Source organism: Castellaniella sp. MT123 (assembly GCF_039614765.1).
In the GTDB taxonomy this organism is placed as follows: Bacteria; Pseudomonadota; Gammaproteobacteria; order Burkholderiales; family Burkholderiaceae_B; genus Castellaniella.
This window is the reverse complement of record NZ_CP154879.1, coordinates 2,804,102-2,826,902: the sequence shown is the minus strand read 5'-3', so window position 1 is coordinate 2,826,902 and position 22,801 is coordinate 2,804,102. Positions and strand designations below refer to the sequence as shown.

General features: G+C 66.7%; 24 protein-coding genes. 15 read left to right on the top strand and 9 right to left on the bottom strand.

What is annotated here, in order from left to right; translation table 11 throughout:
* Positions 1-36 precede the first annotated feature (36 nt).
* The 4 genes from ABCV34_RS13330 to galU all read left to right on the top strand — a co-directional run bounded on the left by ABCV34_RS13330 (position 37) and on the right by galU (position 2,839).
* Complete coding sequence (locus tag ABCV34_RS13330; protein WP_345796700.1) at positions 37-909, top strand: biotin--[acetyl-CoA-carboxylase] ligase; 873 nt, start codon at positions 37-39, stop codon at positions 907-909.
* Positions 906-1,760: a type III pantothenate kinase gene (locus ABCV34_RS13325; protein ID WP_345796698.1), complete on the top strand. Its 855-nt coding sequence runs from the start codon at positions 906-908 to the stop codon at positions 1,758-1,760. The genes ABCV34_RS13330 and ABCV34_RS13325 overlap by 4 nt, the downstream gene beginning before the upstream one ends.
* Before the next feature lie 66 nt (positions 1,761-1,826).
* Positions 1,827-2,003, top strand: coding sequence for a hypothetical protein (locus ABCV34_RS13320; protein ID WP_345796697.1), 177 nt, complete (start codon positions 1,827-1,829; stop codon positions 2,001-2,003).
* Positions 2,000-2,839 (top strand): UTP--glucose-1-phosphate uridylyltransferase GalU, encoded by an 840-nt coding sequence (galU, locus tag ABCV34_RS13315; RefSeq protein WP_345796696.1) that lies wholly within the window; start codon positions 2,000-2,002, stop codon positions 2,837-2,839. The genes ABCV34_RS13320 and galU overlap by 4 nt, the downstream gene beginning before the upstream one ends.
* Before the next feature lie 7 nt (positions 2,840-2,846).
* Here the strand turns inward: galU and ABCV34_RS13310 are convergent, their stop codons facing one another.
* The gene (locus ABCV34_RS13310) at positions 2,847-4,190 is read right to left on the bottom strand and encodes a 3-deoxy-D-manno-octulosonic acid transferase (protein WP_345796695.1); all 1,344 of its coding nucleotides are present in this window, start codon (positions 4,188-4,190) and stop codon (positions 2,847-2,849) included.
* Positions 4,191-4,233: 43 nt separating this feature from the next.
* Positions 4,234-5,214, bottom strand: a complete 981-nt coding sequence (gene waaC, locus ABCV34_RS13305) for a lipopolysaccharide heptosyltransferase I (protein WP_345796693.1) — start codon at positions 5,212-5,214, stop codon at positions 4,234-4,236.
* 119 nt (positions 5,215-5,333) lie between these two features.
* Here waaC and ABCV34_RS13300 point away from each other — a divergent pair, with 119 nt between their 5' ends.
* Positions 5,334-5,855, top strand: a complete 522-nt coding sequence (locus tag ABCV34_RS13300) for a gamma carbonic anhydrase family protein (protein WP_345796692.1) — start codon at positions 5,334-5,336, stop codon at positions 5,853-5,855.
* Positions 5,856-5,920: 65 nt separating this feature from the next.
* On the opposite strand, the gene ABCV34_RS13295 is transcribed toward ABCV34_RS13300, so the two are convergent.
* The 4 genes from ABCV34_RS13295 to ABCV34_RS13280 form a co-directional block, all read right to left on the bottom strand.
* Complete coding sequence (locus ABCV34_RS13295) at positions 5,921-6,973, bottom strand: glycosyltransferase family 4 protein (protein ID WP_345796691.1); 1,053 nt, start codon at positions 6,971-6,973, stop codon at positions 5,921-5,923.
* A 70-nt stretch (positions 6,974-7,043) separates the two neighbouring features.
* Positions 7,044-8,411: a bifunctional UDP-N-acetylglucosamine diphosphorylase/glucosamine-1-phosphate N-acetyltransferase GlmU gene (gene glmU / locus ABCV34_RS13290; protein WP_345796690.1), complete on the bottom strand. Its 1,368-nt coding sequence runs from the start codon at positions 8,409-8,411 to the stop codon at positions 7,044-7,046.
* 66 nt (positions 8,412-8,477) lie between these two features.
* Positions 8,478-9,137, bottom strand: a complete 660-nt coding sequence (locus ABCV34_RS13285; RefSeq protein WP_345796689.1) for a PhaM family polyhydroxyalkanoate granule multifunctional regulatory protein — start codon at positions 9,135-9,137, stop codon at positions 8,478-8,480.
* A gap of 40 nt (positions 9,138-9,177) precedes the next feature.
* The gene (locus ABCV34_RS13280) at positions 9,178-10,017 is read right to left on the bottom strand and encodes an NUDIX domain-containing protein (protein ID WP_345796688.1); all 840 of its coding nucleotides are present in this window, start codon (positions 10,015-10,017) and stop codon (positions 9,178-9,180) included.
* A gap of 255 nt (positions 10,018-10,272) precedes the next feature.
* Here ABCV34_RS13280 and coxB point away from each other — a divergent pair, with 255 nt between their 5' ends.
* The 5 genes from coxB (at position 10,273) to ABCV34_RS13255 (ending at position 14,330) form a co-directional block, all read left to right on the top strand.
* Positions 10,273-11,433 carry a cytochrome c oxidase subunit II gene (coxB, locus tag ABCV34_RS13275; protein ID WP_345796687.1) on the top strand — a complete coding sequence of 387 codons (1,161 nt, stop codon included), beginning with the start codon at positions 10,273-10,275 and terminating at the stop codon, positions 11,431-11,433.
* 75 nt (positions 11,434-11,508) lie between these two features.
* A complete protein-coding gene (ctaD, locus tag ABCV34_RS13270; RefSeq protein WP_345796686.1) occupies positions 11,509-13,113 on the top strand; it encodes a cytochrome c oxidase subunit I in 1,605 nt (534 codons plus the stop codon).
* A 19-nt stretch (positions 13,114-13,132) separates the two neighbouring features.
* The gene (locus ABCV34_RS13265; RefSeq protein ID WP_345796685.1) at positions 13,133-13,249 is read left to right on the top strand and encodes a cytochrome oxidase small assembly protein; all 117 of its coding nucleotides are present in this window, start codon (positions 13,133-13,135) and stop codon (positions 13,247-13,249) included.
* On the top strand, positions 13,246-13,437 hold the full coding sequence (locus ABCV34_RS13260) for a DUF2970 domain-containing protein (protein ID WP_345796684.1): 192 nt from the start codon (positions 13,246-13,248) through the stop codon (positions 13,435-13,437). Before ABCV34_RS13265 ends, ABCV34_RS13260 begins: the two co-directional genes overlap by 4 nt.
* Positions 13,438-13,454: 17 nt before the next feature.
* Entirely contained in the window at positions 13,455-14,330 is an 876-nt protein-coding gene (locus tag ABCV34_RS13255; RefSeq protein WP_345796683.1) for a cytochrome c oxidase subunit 3, read from the top strand.
* 29 nt (positions 14,331-14,359) lie between these two features.
* On the opposite strand, the gene ABCV34_RS13250 is transcribed toward ABCV34_RS13255, so the two are convergent.
* On the bottom strand, positions 14,360-14,572 hold the full coding sequence (locus tag ABCV34_RS13250; protein ID WP_345796682.1) for a twin transmembrane helix small protein: 213 nt from the start codon (positions 14,570-14,572) through the stop codon (positions 14,360-14,362).
* A gap of 107 nt (positions 14,573-14,679) precedes the next feature.
* Between ABCV34_RS13250 and ABCV34_RS13245 the strand changes: the two genes are divergently transcribed.
* From ABCV34_RS13245 to ABCV34_RS13225, 5 genes are read left to right on the top strand one after another with little or no spacing between them, the layout of a single operon-like run.
* Entirely contained in the window at positions 14,680-15,474 is a 795-nt protein-coding gene (locus ABCV34_RS13245) for an SURF1 family protein (protein ID WP_345796681.1), read from the top strand.
* Complete coding sequence (locus ABCV34_RS13240; RefSeq protein WP_345796680.1) at positions 15,471-16,082, top strand: hypothetical protein; 612 nt, start codon at positions 15,471-15,473, stop codon at positions 16,080-16,082. Before ABCV34_RS13245 ends, ABCV34_RS13240 begins: the two co-directional genes overlap by 4 nt.
* Before the next feature lie 9 nt (positions 16,083-16,091).
* Positions 16,092-17,195 carry a COX15/CtaA family protein gene (locus ABCV34_RS13235; protein WP_345796679.1) on the top strand — a complete coding sequence of 368 codons (1,104 nt, stop codon included), beginning with the start codon at positions 16,092-16,094 and terminating at the stop codon, positions 17,193-17,195.
* Positions 17,196-17,204: 9 nt separating this feature from the next.
* Entirely contained in the window at positions 17,205-18,125 is a 921-nt protein-coding gene (gene cyoE / locus ABCV34_RS13230; RefSeq protein WP_345796678.1) for a heme o synthase, read from the top strand.
* A 2-nt stretch (positions 18,126-18,127) separates the two neighbouring features.
* Entirely contained in the window at positions 18,128-18,742 is a 615-nt protein-coding gene (locus tag ABCV34_RS13225; protein WP_345796677.1) for an SCO family protein, read from the top strand.
* A 23-nt stretch (positions 18,743-18,765) separates the two neighbouring features.
* On the opposite strand, the gene ABCV34_RS13220 is transcribed toward ABCV34_RS13225, so the two are convergent.
* The gene (locus tag ABCV34_RS13220) at positions 18,766-21,396 is read right to left on the bottom strand and encodes a cation:proton antiporter (RefSeq protein WP_345796676.1); all 2,631 of its coding nucleotides are present in this window, start codon (positions 21,394-21,396) and stop codon (positions 18,766-18,768) included.
* A gap of 379 nt (positions 21,397-21,775) precedes the next feature.
* The gene (rpoH, locus tag ABCV34_RS13215; protein WP_345796674.1) at positions 21,776-22,684 is read right to left on the bottom strand and encodes an RNA polymerase sigma factor RpoH; all 909 of its coding nucleotides are present in this window, start codon (positions 22,682-22,684) and stop codon (positions 21,776-21,778) included.
* Between the last annotated feature and the right edge of the window lie 117 nt (positions 22,685-22,801).

The window sequence follows — 22,801 nt, the reverse complement described above, 5'->3', positions numbered from 1 at the left end:
TCTCTATCGGTGTCGCCCAGGCCTCATTCTACCCATATGACCGGATCCACACTCGATAGCGCCCCCGGCCTGCCAGCCCCGGAAACCATGGCGGCCACGCTGCACGCGGCCCTGCCCCAATTCCGCCAGGTCGGCTGGCTGGCCGAGACCGGCTCGACCAATGCCGACCTGCTGGCACGCATCCGCGACGACCAGGGGCCCCTGGCCCGTCCCTGGCTGCTGGGCACCCATCTGCAGACTCGGGGCCGGGGGCGTGCCGGGCGCACCTGGCAGAACCGGGTCGGCGCCAATCTGATGTTTTCCTGCGCCTTCGACGTCTTCCTGCCGGCGCGCCGGCTGCCCACCCTGGCGCCGCTCATGGGCATTGCCACCTGCCAGGCCCTGCGCCAGCGGATCGGCACCACGCACCGGGCCCGCCTGAACATGAAATGGCCCAACGACCTGCAATGGGATCAGGCCAAGCTCGCGGGCATCCTGATCGAATCCACCCGGTCGGGCACCGCGCAGGTCGCCGACCACCACGTCATCATCATCGGCATGGGGCTGAATCTGCTCGACGCCCGCGCACTGTCCCGCTCGCTGGATCGCAACATCGCCGACTGGGCGGAGATCTCCGCGATCGACCCCCAGGCCGCCAGCGCGACCGCCGCCGACCTGGTGGCCAGCACGGCGCGCGCCTGGTACGAAGCGCTGAACCAGGCGACCTCGCACGGCTTCGTCGATCTGCCCGCCCTCTACGCGCAAGTCGATGGGCTGGCCGGCCAGCAGGTGGACGTGATCGACGACGGCCACCTCAGGCAGACCGGCGTGGCCTGCGGCATCGATACCAGCGGCCGACTGCTCGTGCGCAGCGCGAGCGGCACCCAGGCGGTGTCGGTCGGCGAAATCTCGGTGCGGCTGCGGCGATGATCCTGCTGATCGACATCGGCAATACCCGGGCGAAATACGCCTGGCTGGATCCGGACGCATCCCAGCTCCACATCACGGCGGAAACGCTGGACTATGCGGACCTGTCCGACCTGATCGGGCTGCCACACAAACCGCGACGCATCCTGGGTTCCAACGTCGCCGGCCCGGACATCGCCGCTCGCCTGGAGCAAGCCTGCCGGACAGCCTGGGGCCTGGGTGTGCACTGGTGCGACACCCGCCACGGACGCGATCTGCTGCGCAATCGCTACACCGACCCCGCACGCCTGGGTGCCGACCGCTGGCTGGGCCTGCTGGGCCTGCTGCGGCACGTCCACCCACTGGCCGACTGGCGGGACGGCCACCCCGCCCTGCTGGTCAGTTTCGGGACGGCCACCACGATCGACACGCTGCTGCCGGAGCCGCGACACGACATGCCGCCAGCTGGCGGGCCCCATCCACAAGCATCCTTCATCGGCGGCCTGATCCTGCCCGGGCCCTCGCTGATGGCGCAAAGCCTGGCCCGAGGCACGGCTCAGCTCCCCCTGACCGCCGGCCACTGTGTGGATTTCCCGCGCGAAACGCACGACGCGATCGCCAGCGGCATCGCGGCGGCTCAGGCGGGCGCGGTGCTACGTCAGTGGCGGCTGGCCCTGCGGGCGGCCGGCGGACACGCCCCGCGCGTCTTCGTGTGCGGGGGCGGCTGGCCAGTCGTACGCGACACGGTCCAGGCCGCCCTGACCCAGGCACAGGCCGATCTTCGGCTGCCGCAAACGCCGGCGCAGTGGCTGGACAACCCTGTCCTGGACGGCCTGGCCTGCCTGGTGTCCCATCCGCCGGACCCGGATGCTTGAATTCCGCGCCGCGTCATCCCCGCAGCATCGGGCACAGGCGCCTCGCCTTGTATACTGACAGGCATCATGCGCTTCCTGTTGACCCTCGCCGTCGTCGCCAATCTGGCCCTGCTTGCCTACGGCCAGGGCTTTTTCGGCCCGCCGCCGTCCGAAAACGGACGCACGCCGCGCCCGCTGTCGCAGCGCAATCAGCAGACCCTCACGCTGGGCACGCCCATCCCGCCGGAACTCACCCCACGATGAAACCCATCCGCAAAGCCGTCTTCCCCGTCGCAGGGCTGGGCACGCGATTCCTGCCCGCCACCAAGGCCATGCCCAAGGAAATGCTGCCGATCGTCGACAAGCCGCTGATCCAGTACGCCGTCGAAGAAGCCCTGGCCGCCGGCATCACCGAACTGATTTTCGTCACGGGCCGCAACAAGCGCGCCATCGAAGACCATTTCGACCGCTCACCGGAACTGGAAGCCGAACTGGAATCCAAGGGAAAACAGGCGCTGCTCGACACCATCCGCTCGGTCCTGCCGGACCACGTGCATTGCATCTACACGCGCCAGGCCCAGCCCCTGGGCCTGGGCCACGCCGTGCTGTGCGCCGCGCCCATCGTCGGCAACGAACCCTTTGCCGTGCTGCTGGCCGACGATCTGCTGGATGCCGACACCGCCGTCACCCGCCAGTTGGTGGACGCCGCGCACCAGCACGACGGCAGCGTGCTGGCCATCCAGACCATCGACCCGCAAGACACCCGCAAATACGGCATCATTGCCGGCACGTCGGTGGATGCCCGCAATACCCGCGTGGAACACATCGTCGAAAAGCCGGCGCCACAGGACGCCCCGTCGAACCAGGCCGTGGTCGGCCGCTATGTGCTGGAACCGGAAATCTTCGACTTCCTGCGCCAGACCCAGGCGGGCGTCGGCCAGGAAATCCAGCTGACGGATGCGATCTCCGCGCTGCTGAAACACCGCCGGGTATTCGCCCACCGCTACACCGGCGAGCGCTACGACTGCGGCAGCAAGGAAGGCTTCTTCAAGGCCACGATCGCCCTGGGCCGCAAATACCACGGCCTGACCACCGACTGATTGCCGCCTAGCGGCGACCGGATGCACGCTGCGCCAGCAGATCCTCGATTCCGTTGACCACCCGGTCCACAGCGCCCGCGTGCTGGCTTACCCAATGGCGGCCGGCATCGCCCACCCGGGCCAGCTCGGCGGGGTGCGCCAGCCACCGCAGCGCCTGGCGCACCGCCGCTTCCGGATCATCGGCCCGCACGATGGCGCCAGCGGCCAGCGCATCCGTGACCGCCTGCCCGAAATTCGCGGTATGCGGCCCCACGACGACGGGGCAACCCAGCGCGCTGGCCTCGATGAAATTCTGCCCACCCAGCGGTGCAAAGCTGCCACCCACGATGGCCACCTGCCCGCAGGCGTAGTACCAGGGCATCTCGCCCAGCGTGTCCCCCAGCAGCACCGCGACACCCCGACAGGCGTCGACGGCCGAACTGCCGCCATCCCCCAGTTCCAGCAAGCGTGACCGCCGCACGAAAGACAACCCGGCGGTTTCCAGCAGCCCCGCCGCCTCGTCGAACCGCTGGGGGTGGCGCGGGATCAACAGAAACAGCACAGACGTATCATCCGCCCCGCCCAGGGCGGCGTCGCGGGCGATCTGGCGGCGGATGGCCTGGATGAACGGAGCGTCCTCGCCTTCGCGGGTACTGGCCACAGCCACGATACGCCGCCCCAGACGCGCATGAAACGCGCGCCCCCGGGCCACCAAAGTCTCGTCCAGCCGCAGATCGAATTTGAAATTGCCCGACACGCTGACCGGATCCGCCCCGAGACGCTCCAAGCGTCGGGCATCGGTCAGGGACTGCGCATACGTGTGCGTGATCAGGCCGTAGGTCCGCCGCATCAGGCTGCCCAGCCGCACCATCCCGCGCAACGACGCGGCGGACAGACGGGCACTGGCAAGAATCAGCGGCATGTCCGCCCGGGACGCGGCATGCACCAGGTTGGGCCAGACTTCCCGCTCGATCAGCACCCCCATGGCCGGCCGATAGTGCCGCAGGAAGCGCTGTGTGGCACCCGGAAAATCGTACGGCAGCCACGCCTGCAGCAGGTGCCCCTGGGCGATGTCCCGCGCGTGAACCCGCTGCCCTTCGGCCCACCCCGTCGCCGTCAGATGGGTCAGCAGCACCGGGTATCCCCGATCCAGCAACGCGCGGATCAGCGGCTGAGCGGCCCGCGTTTCCCCCAGGCTGACTGCGTGGATCCAGATCGCGCCGCGTATCGGGGCCGGCCGCCGGTAATGCCCGAAACGCGCGGCACCCAGCACCGACCATTGCCCACCGGCGCGCCGGGCGCGCAGGGCCATCCACCCCAGCAACAGCGGCGACAACAGGATCAGCAACAGCGAATACAGCCTGCGACTCATCAGACCCACCAGGAATCTGAATGGCCGGACCCTGACGCCGGGGTCATGCAGGCTGACTCATCGGGGAACGCGCCGCATCCAGCGCCTCGTCGATCGCCGCCATGACCTGACCGGCATCGGGCTCCTGGCCGCGCTCGCCCAGGCTGGCTGTGTAGGCCGCCCCCTGAAGGGGTGTGCGCACCGGCGTCGAAGCCTTGTAGATGCCGATGGTCGGACGACCCAGTCCCGCGCTCAGGTGCGTCAGGCCGCTGTCGAGCCCCACCATCAGCCGCGCACGCGCCAGCTGATCCGCCACCTGGCGCAACCCCAGGCGCGGCAGCACCTGGGCATCGTCACGCCCCTGGATCAGTTCACGCGCACGCGCCTGTTCGGTCTCGTTGCCCGCCAGCAGCCGCAATCCCAACCCCTGCGCCTGCAGATGATCGAACACTTGCCGCCAGTACGCGGCCGGCCACAGTTTGTCGTCGCGGCTGGCCGACGGCATGATCAGCGCCACCCGATCGATGGGCACGCCATCGGTCAGGCCTTGCAGGCCGAAGTCCGGCGGACCGTCGAACGAATAGCCGAACGTCGCCGCCGCCAAAGTGCGCTGACGGATGATGGCCGGCTGCCAGAACTCCACCCGGTGCTTCACGTCGTAGAACAGGGATGCCAGCGGCTCGCGCGCCGACTTCCAGTCCAGCCCGTGGCGCTGGCCGCGCGCCTGGCGCACCAGCCAGACCGACTTCAGCAACGCCTGCATGTCCAGGATCACATCGTATTCGCGGGATGCCAGCATATCGCGCAACGCCGCGCGTTCGCGCCGCGTCCGCGCATCCCACCAGTGCTTGCGCCAGCGCCGGTGCGCCACGGGAATGACTTCGCGCACCGCGGGGTGCCAGGACGGGATCTCGGCAAAGGCTTCTTCGGCGATCCAGTCGATCCGCGCATCCGGCACATGCCGGGCGATGTCGCTCATGGCCGGCAGCATGTGCACCAGATCCCCCAGCGAGGATGTGCGAACAATGAGGATACGTGTGCTCATGGCGCGATTATAGGCGGGCGGGTTCATACGGATGGCAAGGACCGCCGTGCTACGATCGAAAGCCCTGGCCGTTCGGGCCATGTCCCCGACCGGTCCCTTGCGTCCGGGAGACCGATCTCATGACCTGCTATGCCCTGGGGGACCAGACCCCGCACATCGACCCGACGGCGTTCGTCGCCGCCGAAGCCACCATCATCGGCTCAGCCACGCTGCGGATGGGCACCAGCGTCTGGCCCGGCGCGGTCATCCGCGCCGACAACGAGCCCATCGTCATCGGCGAAGGATCCAACATCCAGGAAGGCGCCGTACTGCACGTGGATGCGGGCAAGCCCCTGACCATCGGGCGCGACGTGACGGTAGGCCATCAGGCCATGCTGCACGGTTGCACCATCCAGGACGGTGCGCTCATCGGCATCCAGGCCGTGGTCCTGAACGGCGCCGTCATCGGGCGCCACTGCCTGGTGGGGGCCGGCGCCCTGGTCACCGAAGGCAAAGTCTTTCCCGAACGGTCGCTTATCCTGGGGTCCCCCGCCAAGGTCGTGCGCCCCCTGTCGGACGAGGAAGTCGCCGCGCTGCGGCGCAGCGCGCAGGATTACGCAGCCCGCGCGGCCACGTACCGCCAGGCCCTGCGTCCACTGTAAATTCGCGTCCCTGCCGATCGCCAACCGGCCAGCCCATCGGCGGGTCCGGTCAGGGCATCAGGACTTCAGGGCACCAGGCGCCGATACAGGCTTTCGTACCGCGCCACCATCGTGGGCACGGCGAATTCCCGCGCCACCATGGCCTGCGTGCGTGCCGCCATGTCCCGCGCCGGTTGCGGATGCGTCAGCACCCAGCCCAGGTGCCTGGCCAGTGCCCGCGCATCCCCGGCGGGCGCCAGCAGCCCCCGATCCGGATCCAGGATCTCGCGGTGACCGCCCACATCGGTGGCCACGACCGGCAGGCCGGCCAGACAGGCATCCAGTACGCTGGTGCCCAGCGCCTCGAATCGCGAACTGCTGACGTAGACCTCGGCCGCCGCCAGCGCATCGGCCACGTGCGGCTGGAAGCCGGCGAAACGATAATGGTCCTGCAGGCCCAGCGCCGCGACCTGGGCGCGCGCCGCATCCGCCGCCGCCCCGTCCGCGCCGCAATGCAGGCACAGGACGTCCGGGAAATCCGCGCGCAGGATGGACACGGCCTCGATCAGCGTGGCGGGGTCTTTTTCCGGGCTGAGCGCGGCCGCCGTCACCAGCACTCGACGCCCCGCCAGACCGAACTGCCGGCGCAGCGCCTCGACCCGGTCCGGGTCCGGTGCCACCGGCTGGACTGCGCTGGGGATGACCTCCACCGCCAGCCCCAGCGCCCGAGGGGCCGCCGCCGCCGCCGCGCTGATGGCGACCAGGGCGTCGGCCCGCGCCCATTTCCAGGACTGGCGCCGCGCCCGGCCCGGCGCATCGAAGGCCGTCCGGCGCGTGAAGACCAGCGCGCCGCGCAACACGGGCCGCAGCACCGCCAGCAGGCTCATGGACTGGGCCGTCTGTGCGTGGATCACATCGTACGAACGCCGCTGCGCCAGCAACAGCCGCGCCAGGGCCGCACCGCCCGCGCAGGGAAACACAGGAATACCGGCCGCTTGCGCCCGTTGCGCCAGCGGCCCGCCGGATCGCGCCGCCAAGGCCACCTGATGGCCGGCCGCCTGCAAACCCTGCAAGGTGAACAGGGTCTGGCGCTCGCCGCCGCGCCAGCCCTTTTCCAGATTCAGTTGCAGGATGCGCATCGCACGGCCCTGCCGCCCCCGGAACACGACATCGTATCGGCAAAGCAGGCGCCGGATTCGAACATCAGGATCAGCCCTTGCGCACCGGCCGCTTCCAGCCCGGCACGCTCTGCTGCCGCGCCCGCGACAGAGTCAGTTCGTCGGGCGGCGCATCGCGCGTCAGCGTGGTGCCAGCCCCCAGCGTGGCGCCGTGCCCCACCCGGACAGGCGCGACCAGCTGGGTGTCCGAGCCGATGAAGGCGTCGTCCTCGATCACCGTCTGGAACTTGTTCACGCCATCGTAATTGCAGGTGATCGTGCCCGCGCCGATGTTGACGCGGTCGCCGATGACGGCATCGCCCAGATACGCCAGATGATTGGCCTTGGAGCCGCGCCCCAGGCGGGTTTTCTTGAGTTCGACGAAATTGCCGACGTGGGCTTCGGGGCCGATGTCGGCACCGGGGCGCAGGCGCGCATACGGCCCGATGCGGGCGGCGTCCGCCACCTGGGCGCCCTCGATGTGCGTATAGGCATCCAGCACGGTGCCGGCACCGATGCGGGCATCCCGGATCACACAATGCGGCCCGATGCGCACCCCGTCGGCCAGATGCACCGTGCCTTCGAACACGCAGCCGACGTCGATGAACACGTCGCGTCCGCAGGACAGAACGCCGCGCAGGTCGAACCGCGCCGGGTCGGCCAACGTAACGCCCTGTTCGAGCAGGCGACGGGCCTGCTCGCCCTGCCAGATGCGTTCCAGCTGAGCCTGCTGCACGCGGCTGTTGACGCCCAGGGTTTCCCAGTGCGCGGCCGGCTGCGCATGCGCCACGGACACGCCATCCTGAACCGCCAGGCCGACGATATCCGTCAGATAGTATTCGCCCTGCGCGTTGCGGTTGTCGATCCGGCCCAGCCAGCGCCGCAAGTCGGCGGTAGGCGCGGCCAGGATACCGGTATTGACCTCGGTAATGGCCTGTTCCGCGGGACTGGCGTCCTTGTGTTCGACGATGCGCGCCACCCGTCCCTGGTCGTCACGCACGATTCGGCCATAGCCGCTGGGATCATCCAGCGTTTCCGTCAGCAGCGCCAGGCCGTTGCCGCGAGCCCGCAGCAGCGCCCGCAGCGTGTCGGCCTGCACCAGCGGCACATCGCCATACAGCACCAGGCACGTATCGTCGGCATCGCCTTCCAGCAGTTCCGGCAAGGCCTGCATCACGGCATGCCCGGTTCCCTGCTGGGGCTGTTGCAGGACGAATTCAAGGTCCTGGCCGGCATAGGCCTGGCGGACACGGTCGGCCCCATGCCCCACCACCACGATGACGCGATCGGGCGACAGCGCGCGCGCGGCATCCAGCACGTGACTGAGCATGGGCTGCCCGGCGATCGAGTGGAGAACCTTGGGCAGATCGGACTGCATGCGTTTGCCCAGTCCGGCGGCCAGAATGATGATGTTCAGCATGGAAAACGAAGGAAGAGAAGAGTCGTTGCGCGGCCACCCCCGGTGAGGGAGGGGCCGGATGAGAAATCAGGATGCGCGAGGCTTGCGGGCGGGCTTGGATGCTGCCCGGGTGGGCTTGGCAGCTGCGCTGGTCTTGCCAGTCGCGGGCGCTTTTTTCGGTGGGGTTTTCCGGGCGGCCGGCGCGCGTGCGCTGGTGGACGGGCCCTGTTCGCCGGCCGACTTGCCGGCAGCCGCGGTGGCCCGCGCGGCGTCTGTGGCTTCGGCCATGCTGCTCAAGCTGGCGGTGGTGGCCTCGCGCAACTGTTCGAACTGCTGCTGCACCAGATTCCACCAGTCGCCCGCCGCCTGGGCATATCCCTGACTGGCGCCGTCGGCTGATTCGGCCGACGCCGCCGCGGCACCGGCCGCACCCGGAACCACGGCGCCAGCAAAGGATTGCAAGGTCTTCAGCGTGCTGCGCTGGATTTCCATCCCCTGGATGGTGTTGGCCAGCATCGTGGCGTTCAGCTGCAGCCAGTTCTGCACCGTCTGCAATTCCCGGATGCGGCGATCCAGGTCTTCGAGCGACATCGGTGGCATGGCCGGCGCATCCATGCGCCCGGCACCGGCCAGGTTCTGCCAGGCCTGGCGCATCATGTCCAGACCGGCGAACAGAGGATTCTGAGCGGCTTCGCCTTGTTGGCCAAAGCCCGGAAGAACGAAGGGGTTGGGAGATTCCTGCGCCATGATGGTGAGCCTCCACCGGCACGCTGCCGGCATCAATCGATCAGTGAGAAACTGCCGCCCGCCCGGAAAACAGACAATGCCGCAGTGAATCCAGGATACACAGTTCCGCTTCCAGGGTGAACGCCCCGCGCGCCATCATGTCATGGAGTTCGGCCAGATCGACGCAGCGGAATTCCTGGACCTCGCCATCGAGATTGACGGGCGCCGCCGCATCCAGCACGCAGTCGCTGACGCAGACCGTTTCGACCTGATAACCGTCGGGCAGACGTCGATGCATGCGAACAACCGTCCGCAAAGGTTCGTGCGCGGCCAACGCCACGGCGGCCAGTCCGGCTTCTTCGTGGGATTCACGCAACAGCGCCGACCCGGCATCCTCGCCCGCGGCCACCAGGCCGCCGGACAACGTATCCCAGAGCCCGGGGTCGGTGGATTTGTTCAGGGCACGGCGCGCGACCCACAGACGCCCGTCCGGCGTCCAGCCGTTCAGATGCACCGCCTGGGTGAGCAAGCCCAACGGCCGCACGGCCCCGCGTTCGATGCGCGCCAGGGTCAGCCCCTCGGCGACGACATCCAGCAGTTCGTCGCGCCAGCTGCGGATGCAGCCAGCATCCCGCAGGGCCACGGCAACGTCGCGCAACACGCCATCCAGATTCAGACGGGCAGCCGGCGCGGCCGTCAGGTGCGCTGCCTCGGCCTCGATGTGCACGCCGGGCCGTCCGGCAATGACCGACAGCGCGGCCGGGCCGATCCAGCCCCCCACCCGTCCGGCCACGGTCACCGGACGCGCGCCCGCGGGCGGCAACTGCTGCGCACGACGCACCAGGCGCGCGCTGCGCGCCGCCAGATCATCCAGGGTAAAGACCGCCGAGGTGGAATCCATCGCAGCATTGTAGTGGAAGCCCGGAAGCGGTAGGGGGAAACCCGCGCCAGCACTGCGAGCCGCCGGAAACATGTCTGTACAAGCGGAAAGCCTTCGCTATAATCCCTTCAAGCTTATAAGGACATCGCAGGTCAAGGCTTTCGCGACTCGTTGTACGGCCTGACGATCCGACCATGTGTGCAGGGCCCGTTTTCCCCTCGTGCCTGTCTGACGAAGGTCAACCCGCCCGGTGAACACACCAACCAGAGGGACGACATGAAGATGGTCAGAGGGTTGTTGGGCTTGATTGCGCTGTCATGGGTGGCCGTGGCCACCGCGAACGTCCAGGACGTGCCAGGGGGTCCGGCGGTCGATCAGCTGAACGTCACCCCCGGCGTCACCCCGATCGCGCACGACATCCACGCACTGCACTGGATGATCCTGATCGTCTGCACGGTCATCTTCATCGGGGTCTTCGGGACGATGCTCTATTCCATCGTCATGCACCGGAAATCCCGGGGCCACAAGGCCGCCAAATTCGAGGAAAACCTCTCGGTCGAACTCACCTGGACCATCGTTCCATTCCTCATCATCGTCGCCATGGCCATTCCCGCCAGCCGCACGGTCGTCGCCATGAAGGACACCACCGGCGCCGACCTGACGATCAAGGCCACCGGCTATCAATGGAAATGGGGCTACGAATACCTGGACGGCCCAGCCGCCGGCGTGCATTTCCTGTCGAATCTCACTACCCCCCAGGACCAGATCAACGGCCTGGCCCCCAAGACCGACACCTATCTGCTGGACGTCGACCGGCCGCTGGTCGTCCCGGTCAATCGCAAGGTCCGGGTGGTCCTGACCGCGACGGACGTGATCCACTCGTGGATGGTGCCCTACTTCGGCGTGAAGCAGGATGCCGTGCCGGGGTACCTGCGCGACACCTGGTTCCGCGCGGACAAGCCCGGCACCTATCGCGGCCAGTGCGCCGAACTCTGCGGCAAGAACCACGCCTACATGCCCATCGTGGTCGAAGTCAAATCGGCGGAAGACTACGCCCAGTGGGCCCAGCAGCAGAAGCTGGCGATGGCGGCGGCCACGGAAGACCCCAACAAGGTCTGGACCAAGGACGAGCTCATCGCCAAGGGCAAGGAAGTCTTTGCCACGAATTGCGTCGCCTGTCACCAGGCCAACGGCCAGGGCATTCCAGGCACCTTCCCGGCGCTCAACGGCAGCACCAAATTCGTTCTGGCGCCCATGAAGGGCCAGATCCTGACAGAACTGAACGGTCACCCGGGAACGGCCATGGCAGCCTTCCGCGACCAGCTGAGCGATGTCCAGCTGGCATCCGTGATCACGTACACACGCAATGCCTGGGACAACGCAGGCAAGGGCCCCGACCCGGTCGTCCAGCCGGCCGACGTCAAGGCCCTGCGCTGATCCCGAACCCCACGGCACACCCGAGACAACATTCCCCGCGCCCCCCAAGCGGCGCGCCCAGGATGGAGGCAACACATGAGCAGCGTCACGGTAGACAACATCCCGCCCTACGCCGGGCATGACGAACACGCACACCCCGTGCCCACCGGCTGGCGGCGCTGGCTGTTCGCCACGAACCACAAAGACATCGGGACGATGTACCTGATTTTTTCGTTTTGCATGCTGCTCGAGGGCGGCACGCTGGCGCTGTTGATCCGCACGGAACTGTTCGAACCGGGCATCCAGTTCTTCGAGCCGCAGCTGTTCAACCAGTTCACCACCATGCACGGCCTGATCATGATCTTCGGGGCCATCATGCCGGCCTTCGTGGGCTTTGCCAACTGGATGGTCCCGCTGCAGATCGGCGCCTCGGACATGGCCTTCGCCCGCATGAACAACTTCAGCTTCTGGCTGCTTCCGGTGGGGGCGATCCTGCTGACCTCGTCCTTCTTCGTCCCGGGCGGGGCCCCCGCGACGGGCTGGACCATGTACGCGCCGCTGTCGCTGCAGATGGGTCCCGGCATGGACTTCGCCATCTTCGCCATCCACATCATGGGCGCCTCGTCCATCATGGGGGCGATCAACATCATCGTGACCATCCTGAACATGCGCGCGCCGGGCATGACCCTGATGAAGATGCCGCTGTTCTGCTGGTCCTGGCTGGTGACGGCCTACCTGCTGCTGGCCGTGATGCCGGTGCTGGCCGCCGCTGTGACGATGCTGCTGACCGACCGCCATTTCGGCACGCACTTCTTCAACGCGGCCGGCGGTGGCGACCCGGTGCTGTTCCAGCACATCTTCTGGTTCTTCGGGCACCCCGAGGTCTACATCATGATCCTGCCGGCATTCGGCATCGTCTCGCAGATCATCCCGACCTTCGCCCGCAAACGTCTGTTCGGCTATTCGTCGATGGTCTACGCCATCTGCGCCATCGCCATCCTGTCCTTCCTGGTGTGGGCGCACCACATGTTCGCCACCGGCATGCCGGTGACGGCGCAGCTGTTCTTCATGTACGGCACGATGCTGATTTCCATCCCCACCGGGGTCAAGGTCTTCAACTGGACCGCCACGATGTGGCGCGGATCGTTGTCGTTCGAAACCCCGATGCTGTTCGCCATCGGCTTCATCTTCGTGTTCACCATCGGCGGCTTCACCGGCCTGGTCACCGCCATCGTGCCCATCGACATCGCGGTCCACGACACCTACTACGTGGTGGCCCATTTCCACTACGTGCTGGTGGCCGGCTCGCTGTTCGCCCTGTTCGGCGCCACCTATTACTGGCTGCCCAAATGGTGCGGCCATATGTACGACGAACGGCTGGGCAAATGGCACTTCTGGAACACGATGATCTCGTTCAACGTCGCCTTCTTTCCCATGCACTTCCTGGGGCTGGCCGGCATGCCGCGCCGCTACGCGGACTACGCCGCCCAGTTCACCACCTTCCACCAGGTGTCGACGATCGGCGCGTTCTGGTTCGGCCTGTCGCAGCTGCTGTTCCTGTACATCGTGATCCAGGCCGTGCGCGGCCGGGGCGCCCCGGTGCCCGCCAATCCCTGGGAAGGGGCCGAGGGCCTGGAATGGACCGTGCCTTCGCCCGCGCCCTATCACACCTTCACCACGCCGCCTCAATATGCGGACTGAAAACACCGGAAGCATGGTCATGACACCTGAACAACGCCGCCGCAATCGCCGCACCGGACTGCTCCTCGCCTTGTTTGCCCTGGCCGTCCTGGTCTGGACCTTCGTCCGCGCCAATCTGTACGGGGTCGTTTCTTGAACGGCCCGGGTGCCTTTCTGCGTTCAGTGCGTACCGTGGCCTGGGCTTTCCTGGGTCTGCGCAAACGATCCGGCCACGATGACGACCTGTCGCGCATCGGTCCGGCTCACCTGATCGTGGCGGGCATCCTGGGCGGGGTAGTCTTCGTATTGCTGCTGCTACTGGCCGTCCGGCTGGTGGCAGCCTAGAAAAAGGAGAACGAGACATGTCAGCGGCACAGACAGTACACACCGGAAAGGCGCCCTACTACTACGTCCCGCCCCATTCCCCGCACCCGATCCGCGGCAGCCTGTGCATGCTGGCGACCCTGGTCGGCGCGGCGCTCTGGGTCAACGATTATGCGCTCGGGCCGTGGCTGTGCGGCGCCGGGATCCTGGGCATGTTCTTCGTGCTGTTCTGCTGGTTCGGCGACGCGATCCGTGAATCCGAGGGCGGTCTGAACAGCCAGCGCATCGACCATTCCTACCGCTGGAGCATGACCTGGTTCATCTTTTCCGAGGTCATGTTCTTCGGGGCCTTCTTCGGGGCGTTGTGGTACACCCGGACAGTCTCCACACCCTGGCTGAGCACCCTGGATTCCCAGACCCTGCTGTGGCCGGGATTTTCCGGCACCTGGCCGAACTTCGGCCCCGCCGGCACAATCGCGCCATTCGAGACCGTGGGCCCCTTCTGGCTGCCCACCATCAATACTGCGCTGCTGCTGTCCTCGGCCCTGACCGTGACCGTCGCCCACCACGCATTGCGCGCGAACCACCGCGCCAGGGCCATCCTGTGGCTGGCCATCACGATCATCCTGGGCTTTACTTTCGTGGGTTTTCAGGCCTACGAATACCACCATGCCTATACGGAACTGAACCTGCGCTTTTCATCGGGCGCATTCGGCGCGCTGTTCTACATGCTGACGGGCTTTCATGGCTTTCACGTGATCCTGGGCGGCACGATGCTGACGGTCATCTGGCTGCGGCTGGTACGCGGCCACTTCACGGCCGAACACCACTTCGGTTTCGAAGGTGTCGCCTGGTACTGGCACTTCGTGGACGTGGTGTGGCTGGGCCTGTACATCTTCGTCTACTGGATGTAGGCCGGGGATGCAAGGTCGGCGGGTTCGCGTCAGCCCGCCGTCATCGGGACCCCTGTGGCATGGATCCAGCCCATGGCGTTGGCCAGCAGCAGAAACAGGAACAGCAGGATCGACAGGCCAACCCGCCACGTCAGTGCCCAGGCCATCCGGTTGCTGCGGCCCCGGTCCTGCATCAGGAACATCAGGGCCGAGCCCAGGCTGGCCACGATCGCCAGGAACAGAATGACAATCAGCACTTTCATGGATTTCCCCTGATACCCGCAACCATCACACTGAAAGAATCCGCCGGTAATCCGTCCGCCACGATCGCGTCAGCATACCCGATCCGCCTCAGCACCCCGACCCGCCTATGAATCCGCAGCAACCAGCCTCACGAACGAAAGCCGTCCTGGCCATCGTGCTGCTGATCCTGCTGGGGGTCGTGTGCGTGGGTGCCGGGCAATGGCAGCTGCGCCGCGCGCATGCCCGCGAAGCCGTCCAGTCCGCCATGCAGGCGGGCCGGCACGCGCCCGCACTCACCCTGACGGATCAACGGCGCGACGGCCCAGACTGGCATGCCGCCCAGGTCCGGGGACACTGGCTCAACCCATTTACTGTACTCCTGGACAATCGCAACCTCAAAGGTCTGCCCGGCCTGTGGGTGGCGACCCCGCTGGCCCTGCAAGACAGCCCCGATACCGCCGTCCTGGTGCTGCGTGGCTGGGTCCCCCGCCCCCTGCCGCCCGCCACCCTGCCCGATCTGCGCGCCGCGGACGGCCCGGTTCTGGTCCGGGGCACACTGCTGCACCAGGTGCCGCGCCTGTTCGACCTGGGCATCCTGACCGGCCATCCCGATACCGCGCTGCCGCACCCCTTCCCCGCGACGGATGGCCAGCCGCCCCGGGTGCAGAATCTGGCGCTGGATACGCTGGCCGCCGCCAGCGGACTGAAACTGCTGCCAGTGATCCTGGAACAGTCGCCCACCCATGACGCCGGCCTGGTCCAGGACTGGCCCGGGCCGTCCCTGAATGCCGGCCAGAACTACAACTACGCCGCGCAATGGTTCAGCTTTGCCACCATCGCCCTGGGCGCCGCCATGGTCACGCTCTGGCGGATCCGGCGGCGCCCCCACCTTCCCCTGAACCCGGACGCACCCAAGCCATGACGACAGCCGCCGCCCGCCCCCGTTCCCTGATGCCAGTCATCGCCATTTTCCTGATCTGCCTGGCGCCGGTGGTGTTCGCACTCCTGGCGTACTACGTGCCGGCCCTGGGCCTGCGATCGGCGGTCCGGACGAACTACGGACAGTTGGTCGAGCCCCAACGGCCGATCCCGGACAATCTGACAGTCAAGGATGCCAACGGCCACCCCTACGACCTGAACCAGCTGAAGGGCCAATGGCTGCTGATCAGCGCCGGTCCGGGCGCCTGCCCGGAATCCTGCGTGCGCGGGCTGTTCGTGCTGCGCAATTCCCATGCCAGCCAGGGCAAGAACGTCAACCGTCTGGAACGCGTCTGGTTCGTCACCGACGATGCGCCCATCGCCCCGGTGGTGGACGAGGCCTACCGGGGCACGCATGTGCTTCGGGTCGATCCGGCCGCCCTGGCGGCCTGGCTGGCGCCCAACGCCGCGCAGCCCAGCGCATTCCTGACGCAGGGCCTGTGGATCGTCGATCCGCTGGGCCACCTGATGATGCAATTTCCCGACGCCCAGCAGCCCGAAGCCGTCCGCGACGACATCCGGACCTTGCTGAAAAATTCCCGGATCGGATAGGAATCCCCCATGAGCGCGCACCCGCAGGGCCCGCCCCGACGACACAGAACGTATCGTCGCCTGGTCTTCCTGGCGTGGTTCCTGACGCTGGATCTGATCATGTTCGGCGCCTTCGTGCGCCTGACCGATTCGGGCCTGGGCTGCCCGGACTGGCCGGGTTGCTATGGGCATTTCAGCCCGCTGGGCGCGCACGAATCGATCCGCCATGCCCTGGAATCCATGCCCTACGGCCCGGTCAGCGCCTTCCAGGCCTGGGTCGAGATGATCCACCGCTACGCGGGAGCGGCACTGGGGTTGCTCATCATCGGCTTCACCGTGCTCGCGTGGCGGCTGCGCCGCGCGCTGGCGTACGGCCCGGCGCTGGCCACCGGCATCCTGGCCCTGGTCTGCCTGCAGGGCGCCTTCGGCGCCTGGACAGTCACCCATCGCCTGATGCCACTGGTCGTCACCACCCACCTGGTCCTGGGCATGAGTCTGCTCGCCCTGATGACCTGGCTGGCGGCCCGCGAAAAACCCCACGATCCCGTACCGGCGGCGGTGGCTCGCGGCCGCCCCTGGATGATCCTGGCGCTGGCCGTACTGCTGCTGCAGCTGGCCCTGGGCGGCTGGGTCAGCACCAACTACGCGGCGCTGGCCTGCATGGACTTTCCCACCTGCCACGGCGCCTGGCTGCCGGCGATGGATTTCCAGGAGGGTTTCGCCCTGCTGCGCGGCCTGGGCAAACTGTCTTCGGGCGATCTCATTTCGCAGGATGCTCTGACCGCCATCCACTGGGCCCACCGGAATTTCGCCTTTGTCGTGCTGATCCTGCTGGGCGGTCTGGCCTGGCGCTGGCGGCGCACACCCGGCCTGCGCGGCCCCGCCCGCCTGCTGCTGGCGCTGCTGGCGCTTCAGCTGCTGACCGGCCTGACCACGATCTTCTTTCAGTGGCCGCTGCTGATCGCCGTCATGCACAACGGCGGGGCCGCCGGCCTGGTGCTGGTCAGCGTGACATTGCTCTGGCGCCTGTCCCGGGCGGGCAAGCCCGTCGGCATGCCTGTGGGATCCGCCGCGGGCCTATCCGCGTCGCAGCCAGGGAAACTCCCTAGCGGCAGACCCGCGCAAGCCACCTAGAATGATCCCATGACCACTGCCGCCGCCACCCATCACCCATCCCTGCTGCGCCAGTATCTGGTGCTCACCAAACCCCGCGTCACCCAGCTGGCGGTATTCTGCGCGGTCATCGGCATGTTCCTGGCGGTCCCCGGCCTGCCCGACCTGGGCCGGGCCCTGGCCGCCACGGCCGGCATCTGGCTGCTGGCGGCGGCGGCCTTTTCCGTCAACTGCCTGATCGAACGCGAAACAGACGCCCGCATGCGACGCACGGCGCAGCGCGGCACGGCATCGGGGCAGATCACCCCGCCCCAGGTGCTGTTGATGGCCGGGCTGCTGGGGGGTGCCGGCATGCTGATCCTGAATCTCTGGGTCAACGCCCTGACCATGTGGCTGACCTTCGCCTCCTTTGTGGGCTACGCCCTGATCTATACCGCGATCCTCAAACCCCTGACGCCGCAGAACATCGTCATCGGCGGGTTCTCGGGCGCCATGCCGCCCGCCCTGGGCTGGGCGGCGATGGCCGACGCGGTTCCGGCCGAAGCCTGGATCCTGGTGCTGATCATCTTCATCTGGACCCCGCCGCACTTCTGGGCGCTGGCGCTGTACCGCCATCACGACTACGAAGAATCCGGTCTGCCCATGCTGCCCGTCACCCATGGGCGTAATTTCACCCAGCTGCACATCCTGCTCTACAGCATTGTCCTCTTCGCCGCCTCGCTGCTGCCCTACGTGGTGCGCATGAGCGGCCCGGCCTACCTGGCGGCGGCCTGCATCCTCAGCGGGCGCTTTGTCTGGCAATCCCTTGCGCTATATCGAAACTATTCCGACGCGCGGTCGCGTAAACTATTCTGGTATTCGATCCTGTATCTGGCGCTGCTGTTCGCGGCGCTGCTGCTGGATCACTGGATCGGCCTGGCACTGGCCGGCTCCATGACCCCGATAGGTTGAGCATGCCCGTTTCATTTTCCGCCGTTCGCCGCGGCCTGCTGGTCGGCGCCGTCGCATCCATTTCCCTGACTCTGCTGGCTGGCTGTACCTCGAAGGCCGCGGAACCCCTGCCCTTCGAAGGCAACGACATCACCGGGACGCACCTGGGGCGCGACCTGGACATGACGGACACCAGCGGCAAACCCCGCACCCTGGCCGATTTCCACGGCAAGGTCCTGCTGGTTTTCTTCGGCTATACGCAATGCCCGGACGTCTGCCCCACCGCCATGGCACAGGCCGCTCAGGCCCTGCAATTGCTGGGCGCCAAGGCCAGTAACGTCCAGGTGATCATGATCTCGGTCGATCCGGCACGCGACACGCCAGCCATCCTGGGCGCCTACGTCCAGGCCTTCGACCCGTCCTTCGTCGGCCTGACCGGCACGCCCGAACAGCTGGACAAGACCGCGCGGTCCTTCAAGGCCTTCTATGCGAAGGAACCGGGCCCGACTCCGGACCAGTACGCCATGAATCACTCGGCCGCCTTCTATCTGATGGACCAGAAGGGAGAGGCACGGGCCTTGCTGGGGCCGTCGCTGACCCCCGAAGACATGGCGCACGACATCTCGCTATTGCTGTAGGCCATCCGCTGCCAGCCGGGCAGCTACGATGCAGCCCCGACCTGTTCGTCGGGATCCGGGCGGGGTCCCTCGGGATCCGCCTGGTCCGGCGCCGGCGATTGCACGACATCCCCAGGGGTGGCGTCCCGACCCAGTGGGGGCAACGGTTCGTACTGTCGCTGACCCGACTTGAACTGCTCCCAGACTTCCACCGCCCGTGCGCGCTGGCGCACGATCGCATCGATCTTGTCGCGCAGTTCGGGAAATTGCCGCTGCAGCCGCTTGAAATCCTTTTCCTGCAGCATCAGCAGGCGGCTGTAGCCCAGCGAACGCACCCGCGCCTCGAAGTCGCGGTCCATGGCCAGCGCCATTTCACCAAAGATCTGGCCACTGCCCAATTCGGCCGAAGTGCCATCGGGCAGATCCAGCACGACCGCCCCCGACGCGACGAAATACATGGCCCGGCTGCGCCCGTTGCGCATGGGAATATCCTGACCGGGCACTGCCAACCGGGGCTTGAGCACCCGGCAGATCGCCGCCATGGTGGCCTCGTCCAGCCCCTCGAACAGCGCGACGCGCTGCACCAGCGTGGCTGCGCTCATGGTGATATCCAGCCCGCTGTGTTTTTCCAGCGGCCCCCAACGCGTATCCACCTGCTGGATGAGATCGGAATAGGTTTCCCCGCTGATCAGGTTCTGCGCCAGCATGTCCCGGTAGCGCATGCGTTCCATGGAACGCGCCATGCGCGCCAGATAGGCCTCTTGCAGGTGATGCGCATAGCCGGGATACTGCAGCGTCATGGCCTGCAGGGCGCCTTCCAGCAGCGTCAGGCGGCGCTGATGCGCGGCAATGATGATGTCGGTGACCTCGGCACCCAGCAGCGGCTGCACATCCGTGCGTGCAAACTGGATCAGCCGGCGGGCCACGGCCCATTTGAACATCAGGTTGGTGAACCGCTGTGCCAGTTCGCGCGCCAGCCAGAACTGCCAGCCCGTCAGATGATGCAGGCGCAAGGCCAGCCGCAACCCGTGCGAATAGCGCAAATCCCCGTCGATGGCCGACTCGAAGCCGGCCAGACCGCCCGCGCGCACCGCGTCGCCTAGACGTTCGGAGCGGGCCAGCAGGGATTCCGCCGTGCGCCAGTCCACCATCTGCGCCTTGAGGGTCTCGAAGAACATTTCTTCCTCGCGCCCGGCCAGGATCCCCATGCCCACGGTGACCTTTTGATCCTGACTCAGCTGATGCACCTGCGCCGTGTCCATGCTGGTCTGGCTGGCATCGAATACGGCGCCCAAGCGGTCCAGTACTTCCTGGCCGATGTTTTCGTGGCGGGCGATCTCGTCGATCCGCAGGCGCAGGGCTTCCAGTTCGACGACCTGCGCCTGATCGCGCAGTGTGCGGTCCACGGGCGAGAGCTGATTCAATCCCAGGCGCGCGATCAGCGGCCGCAGGGTCAGGCCGTTGATGAACAGAGTCATCAGCACGAACCCGGTCGTCGCCACGGCGATGAACTGGCGCGCCTCGTGGGGAACCGCGGGCTGTTCCGTGACCGCCAGGGCCAGGGCCAGGGACACGGCGCCCCGCAAACCACCCAGCAGCATCACGGCTCGGTACGAGCGGCTGACCTGAGTGCTGAGCCGCAGCCGGCCAAGCAGCGGCAACAGGCCGTAGATGATGATCGCCCGGGCCGCCAGGGTGACGATGAAGACCACCAGGATGAGCAGGACTTCCATCCAGGTGATCTCGGCCATCATGCGCGGGATCAGCATGGCGGCAAACAGGAAGATCAGGGAATTGGCCCAGAATCCGAACTGCGCCCAGGCGCCTTCCAGTTGTTCGAACGTCGTGGGCGACATGCGGGTGCGGCCGTTGGAGCCCACCACCAGACCGGCGATCACGGTGGCCACCACCCCGGACACCCCCAGGTAGTGTTCGGCCGCGAAAAACGTCAGATAGGCCAGTGCCACGGTCAAAGTGACCTCGGCTGCCGGCCAGCCGCGCAGCCAGCGGAAAAGCGCGCTCGCCAGCCGCCCCATGGCCAGCCCCGCCAGCCCGCCGCCGATGAAACTGAACAGGAAGCTGCCGAGCACCTTGGTCACCGACGGGGTGCCACCGCTGAACAGCATGCTGAGCAGCACGGAATACAGCGCGATGGACGCCGCGTCATTGAACAACGACTCGCCTTCGACCAGCGTGGTCAGCCGCCGGGGCGCCCCAACCTCGCGGAAGATGCCAACCACAGCCACCGGATCCGTGGTGGCGACAATCGCCCCCAGCATCAGGCAGACGATCAACCCATAGGGGGAAATCGCCGCCAGCGAGAAACCGACCGCCACCGTGCAAACCACCACCGCCACGATGGCCATCACCAGGATCGGGCTGATGTCATCCAGCAGGCGCCGGATGTTCATCGCCAGCGCCGCCTCGAAGAGCAGCACCGGCAGGAACACGAACAGAAAGGTTTCGGACGAAATGTCGAAGTGCTGCAGGGAATCGAGAAAATCGGCCACGACCCCCGGCGCCCAGCCGTGGACGTGGATGATCACGCCCAGGACAAAGCCGACGATGGCCAGCAGCACGGAATACGGCAGGCGCAGCCGCCCTGCCAGCGGCGGCATGAAGGAAATCAGGGCCAGCAGCCCGGCCAGGCCAAAGACCAGGAAGCCTATTTTCATGATCGAAGCTAATCAGCAAAAAATGCGTCAGCCATTATGTTACAGGGCCGCCTGCCTTGTCTGAAAGCAGATATGAATGAGTCTTGCCGATGTCATCAGCACGCCGTCACCCTCGCAAACAATCCGGCTGTGACGCGGAAACGCGCCCAGTCCGGAGGCGCAAAAAAAAGGATGCCATGAAGGCATCCCGAGAACATCCGCTTCGATAGGGAGGGGAAGAGGAGAAGCTGAAGCGGACGACAGGACGACGCGGCCCAGGGGGCTGGACGTTCGCCCATGGAGAATTAGTCCGCCCGCCATCCGGAAAGTTCTGCCGCACACCCGACAAAAATGTAAAAAACAATTTCCTGACAAGGATTTACCCGGCAGCCGATACAGATCAGGCTGCCAGGAAATCGGCCTGGCGGTCGGCCAGCGCGGTTTTCAGTTTTTTCAGCGCGGCAGCCTCGATCTGGCGAACACGTTCGGCCGAAATACCGTATTCGGCGGCAAGTTCATGCAAGGTGGCGCCACCGTCGTCGGCCAGCCAGCGCGACTGCACGATGTGGCGGGAACGGTCATCCAGGGAATCCAGGGCATCGGCCAGCCCCTGGCTTTGCAGGGTATCCATGCCGCGACGCGCCAGGACCTGGCCCGGTTCCTGGCTATCGTCGGCCAGCCAGGCGATGGGCGCGAAACGGTCATCGTCGTCGGCGGCCGATGTCTCTAGTCCGCAATCCCCGCCTGACAGGCGAACTTCCATTTCGGCCACGTCTTCGGGGCGCACGTTAAGCTCGCGGGCGATCTCGGACACCTGGTCCGGGGCCAGCGTGTGACCGTCCGGGCGCATGCGCCGCAGATTGAAAAACAGTTTGCGCTGGGCCTTGGTCGTGGCGATTTTCACCAGCCGCCAGTTGCGCACCACGTATTCGTGGATTTCCGCCCGGATCCAGTGCACGGCAAAGGACACCAGCCGCACGCCCCGATCCGGGTCGAAACGGCGCACCGCCTTCATCAGACCGATGTTGCCTTCCTGGATCAGATCGGCGTGCGCCAGACCATAGCCCAGGTACTGGCGCGCCACCGAGACCACCAGGCGCAGATGGGACAGGATCAGATCCCGCGCGGCGTCCAGGTCGTTCTGGTCGCGCAGGCGGCGGCCCAGGTCGGATTCCTGGTCGGCCGTCAGAAGGGGCAGGCGATTGACCGCCCCGATGTAAGCGTCGATGGTGCCAAGCGCACCCGGGTTGGAAATGGCCTGCGCAAGCTGGGCCGGCGCCAACACCAGGGAAGACGAAGTGTGGCTCATGGTGGCAAAGTCCTTGGGTGGTTCGTGGATGATGTTAGCACTCTATGGGGCGGAGTGCTAATTTCCAGACAATGCAGTATTTGACCAGCGTCAAAGGCGAAAAGTTCCCCACCTGCC

Bases quoted from the DNA above. Each gene is read 5' to 3' on its own strand.
- ABCV34_RS13330 (WP_345796700.1), top strand. From the start codon at position 37: ATGACCGGATCCACACTCGATAGCGCCCCCGGCCTGCCAGCCCCGGAA.
- ABCV34_RS13325 (WP_345796698.1), top strand. From the start codon at position 906: ATGATCCTGCTGATCGACATCGGCAATACCCGGGCGAAATACGCCTGG.
- ABCV34_RS13320 (WP_345796697.1), top strand. From the start codon at position 1,827: ATGCGCTTCCTGTTGACCCTCGCCGTCGTCGCCAATCTGGCCCTGCTT.
- galU (WP_345796696.1), top strand. From the start codon at position 2,000: ATGAAACCCATCCGCAAAGCCGTCTTCCCCGTCGCAGGGCTGGGCACG.
- ABCV34_RS13310 (WP_345796695.1), bottom strand. From the start codon at position 4,190: ATGAGTCGCAGGCTGTATTCGCTGTTGCTGATCCTGTTGTCGCCGCTG.
- waaC (WP_345796693.1), bottom strand. From the start codon at position 5,214: ATGAGCACACGTATCCTCATTGTTCGCACATCCTCGCTGGGGGATCTG.
- ABCV34_RS13300 (WP_345796692.1), top strand. From the start codon at position 5,334: ATGACCTGCTATGCCCTGGGGGACCAGACCCCGCACATCGACCCGACG.
- ABCV34_RS13295 (WP_345796691.1), bottom strand. From the start codon at position 6,973: ATGCGCATCCTGCAACTGAATCTGGAAAAGGGCTGGCGCGGCGGCGAG.
- glmU (WP_345796690.1), bottom strand. From the start codon at position 8,411: ATGCTGAACATCATCATTCTGGCCGCCGGACTGGGCAAACGCATGCAG.
- ABCV34_RS13285 (WP_345796689.1), bottom strand. From the start codon at position 9,137: ATGGCGCAGGAATCTCCCAACCCCTTCGTTCTTCCGGGCTTTGGCCAA.
- ABCV34_RS13280 (WP_345796688.1), bottom strand. From the start codon at position 10,017: ATGGATTCCACCTCGGCGGTCTTTACCCTGGATGATCTGGCGGCGCGC.
- coxB (WP_345796687.1), top strand. From the start codon at position 10,273: ATGAAGATGGTCAGAGGGTTGTTGGGCTTGATTGCGCTGTCATGGGTG.
- ctaD (WP_345796686.1), top strand. From the start codon at position 11,509: ATGAGCAGCGTCACGGTAGACAACATCCCGCCCTACGCCGGGCATGAC.
- ABCV34_RS13265 (WP_345796685.1), top strand. From the start codon at position 13,133: ATGACACCTGAACAACGCCGCCGCAATCGCCGCACCGGACTGCTCCTC.
- ABCV34_RS13255 (WP_345796683.1), top strand. From the start codon at position 13,455: ATGTCAGCGGCACAGACAGTACACACCGGAAAGGCGCCCTACTACTAC.
- ABCV34_RS13250 (WP_345796682.1), bottom strand. From the start codon at position 14,572: ATGAAAGTGCTGATTGTCATTCTGTTCCTGGCGATCGTGGCCAGCCTG.
- ABCV34_RS13245 (WP_345796681.1), top strand. From the start codon at position 14,680: ATGAATCCGCAGCAACCAGCCTCACGAACGAAAGCCGTCCTGGCCATC.
- ABCV34_RS13240 (WP_345796680.1), top strand. From the start codon at position 15,471: ATGACGACAGCCGCCGCCCGCCCCCGTTCCCTGATGCCAGTCATCGCC.
- ABCV34_RS13235 (WP_345796679.1), top strand. From the start codon at position 16,092: ATGAGCGCGCACCCGCAGGGCCCGCCCCGACGACACAGAACGTATCGT.
- cyoE (WP_345796678.1), top strand. From the start codon at position 17,205: ATGACCACTGCCGCCGCCACCCATCACCCATCCCTGCTGCGCCAGTAT.
- ABCV34_RS13225 (WP_345796677.1), top strand. From the start codon at position 18,128: ATGCCCGTTTCATTTTCCGCCGTTCGCCGCGGCCTGCTGGTCGGCGCC.
- ABCV34_RS13220 (WP_345796676.1), bottom strand. From the start codon at position 21,396: ATGAAAATAGGCTTCCTGGTCTTTGGCCTGGCCGGGCTGCTGGCCCTG.
- rpoH (WP_345796674.1), bottom strand. From the start codon at position 22,684: ATGAGCCACACTTCGTCTTCCCTGGTGTTGGCGCCGGCCCAGCTTGCG.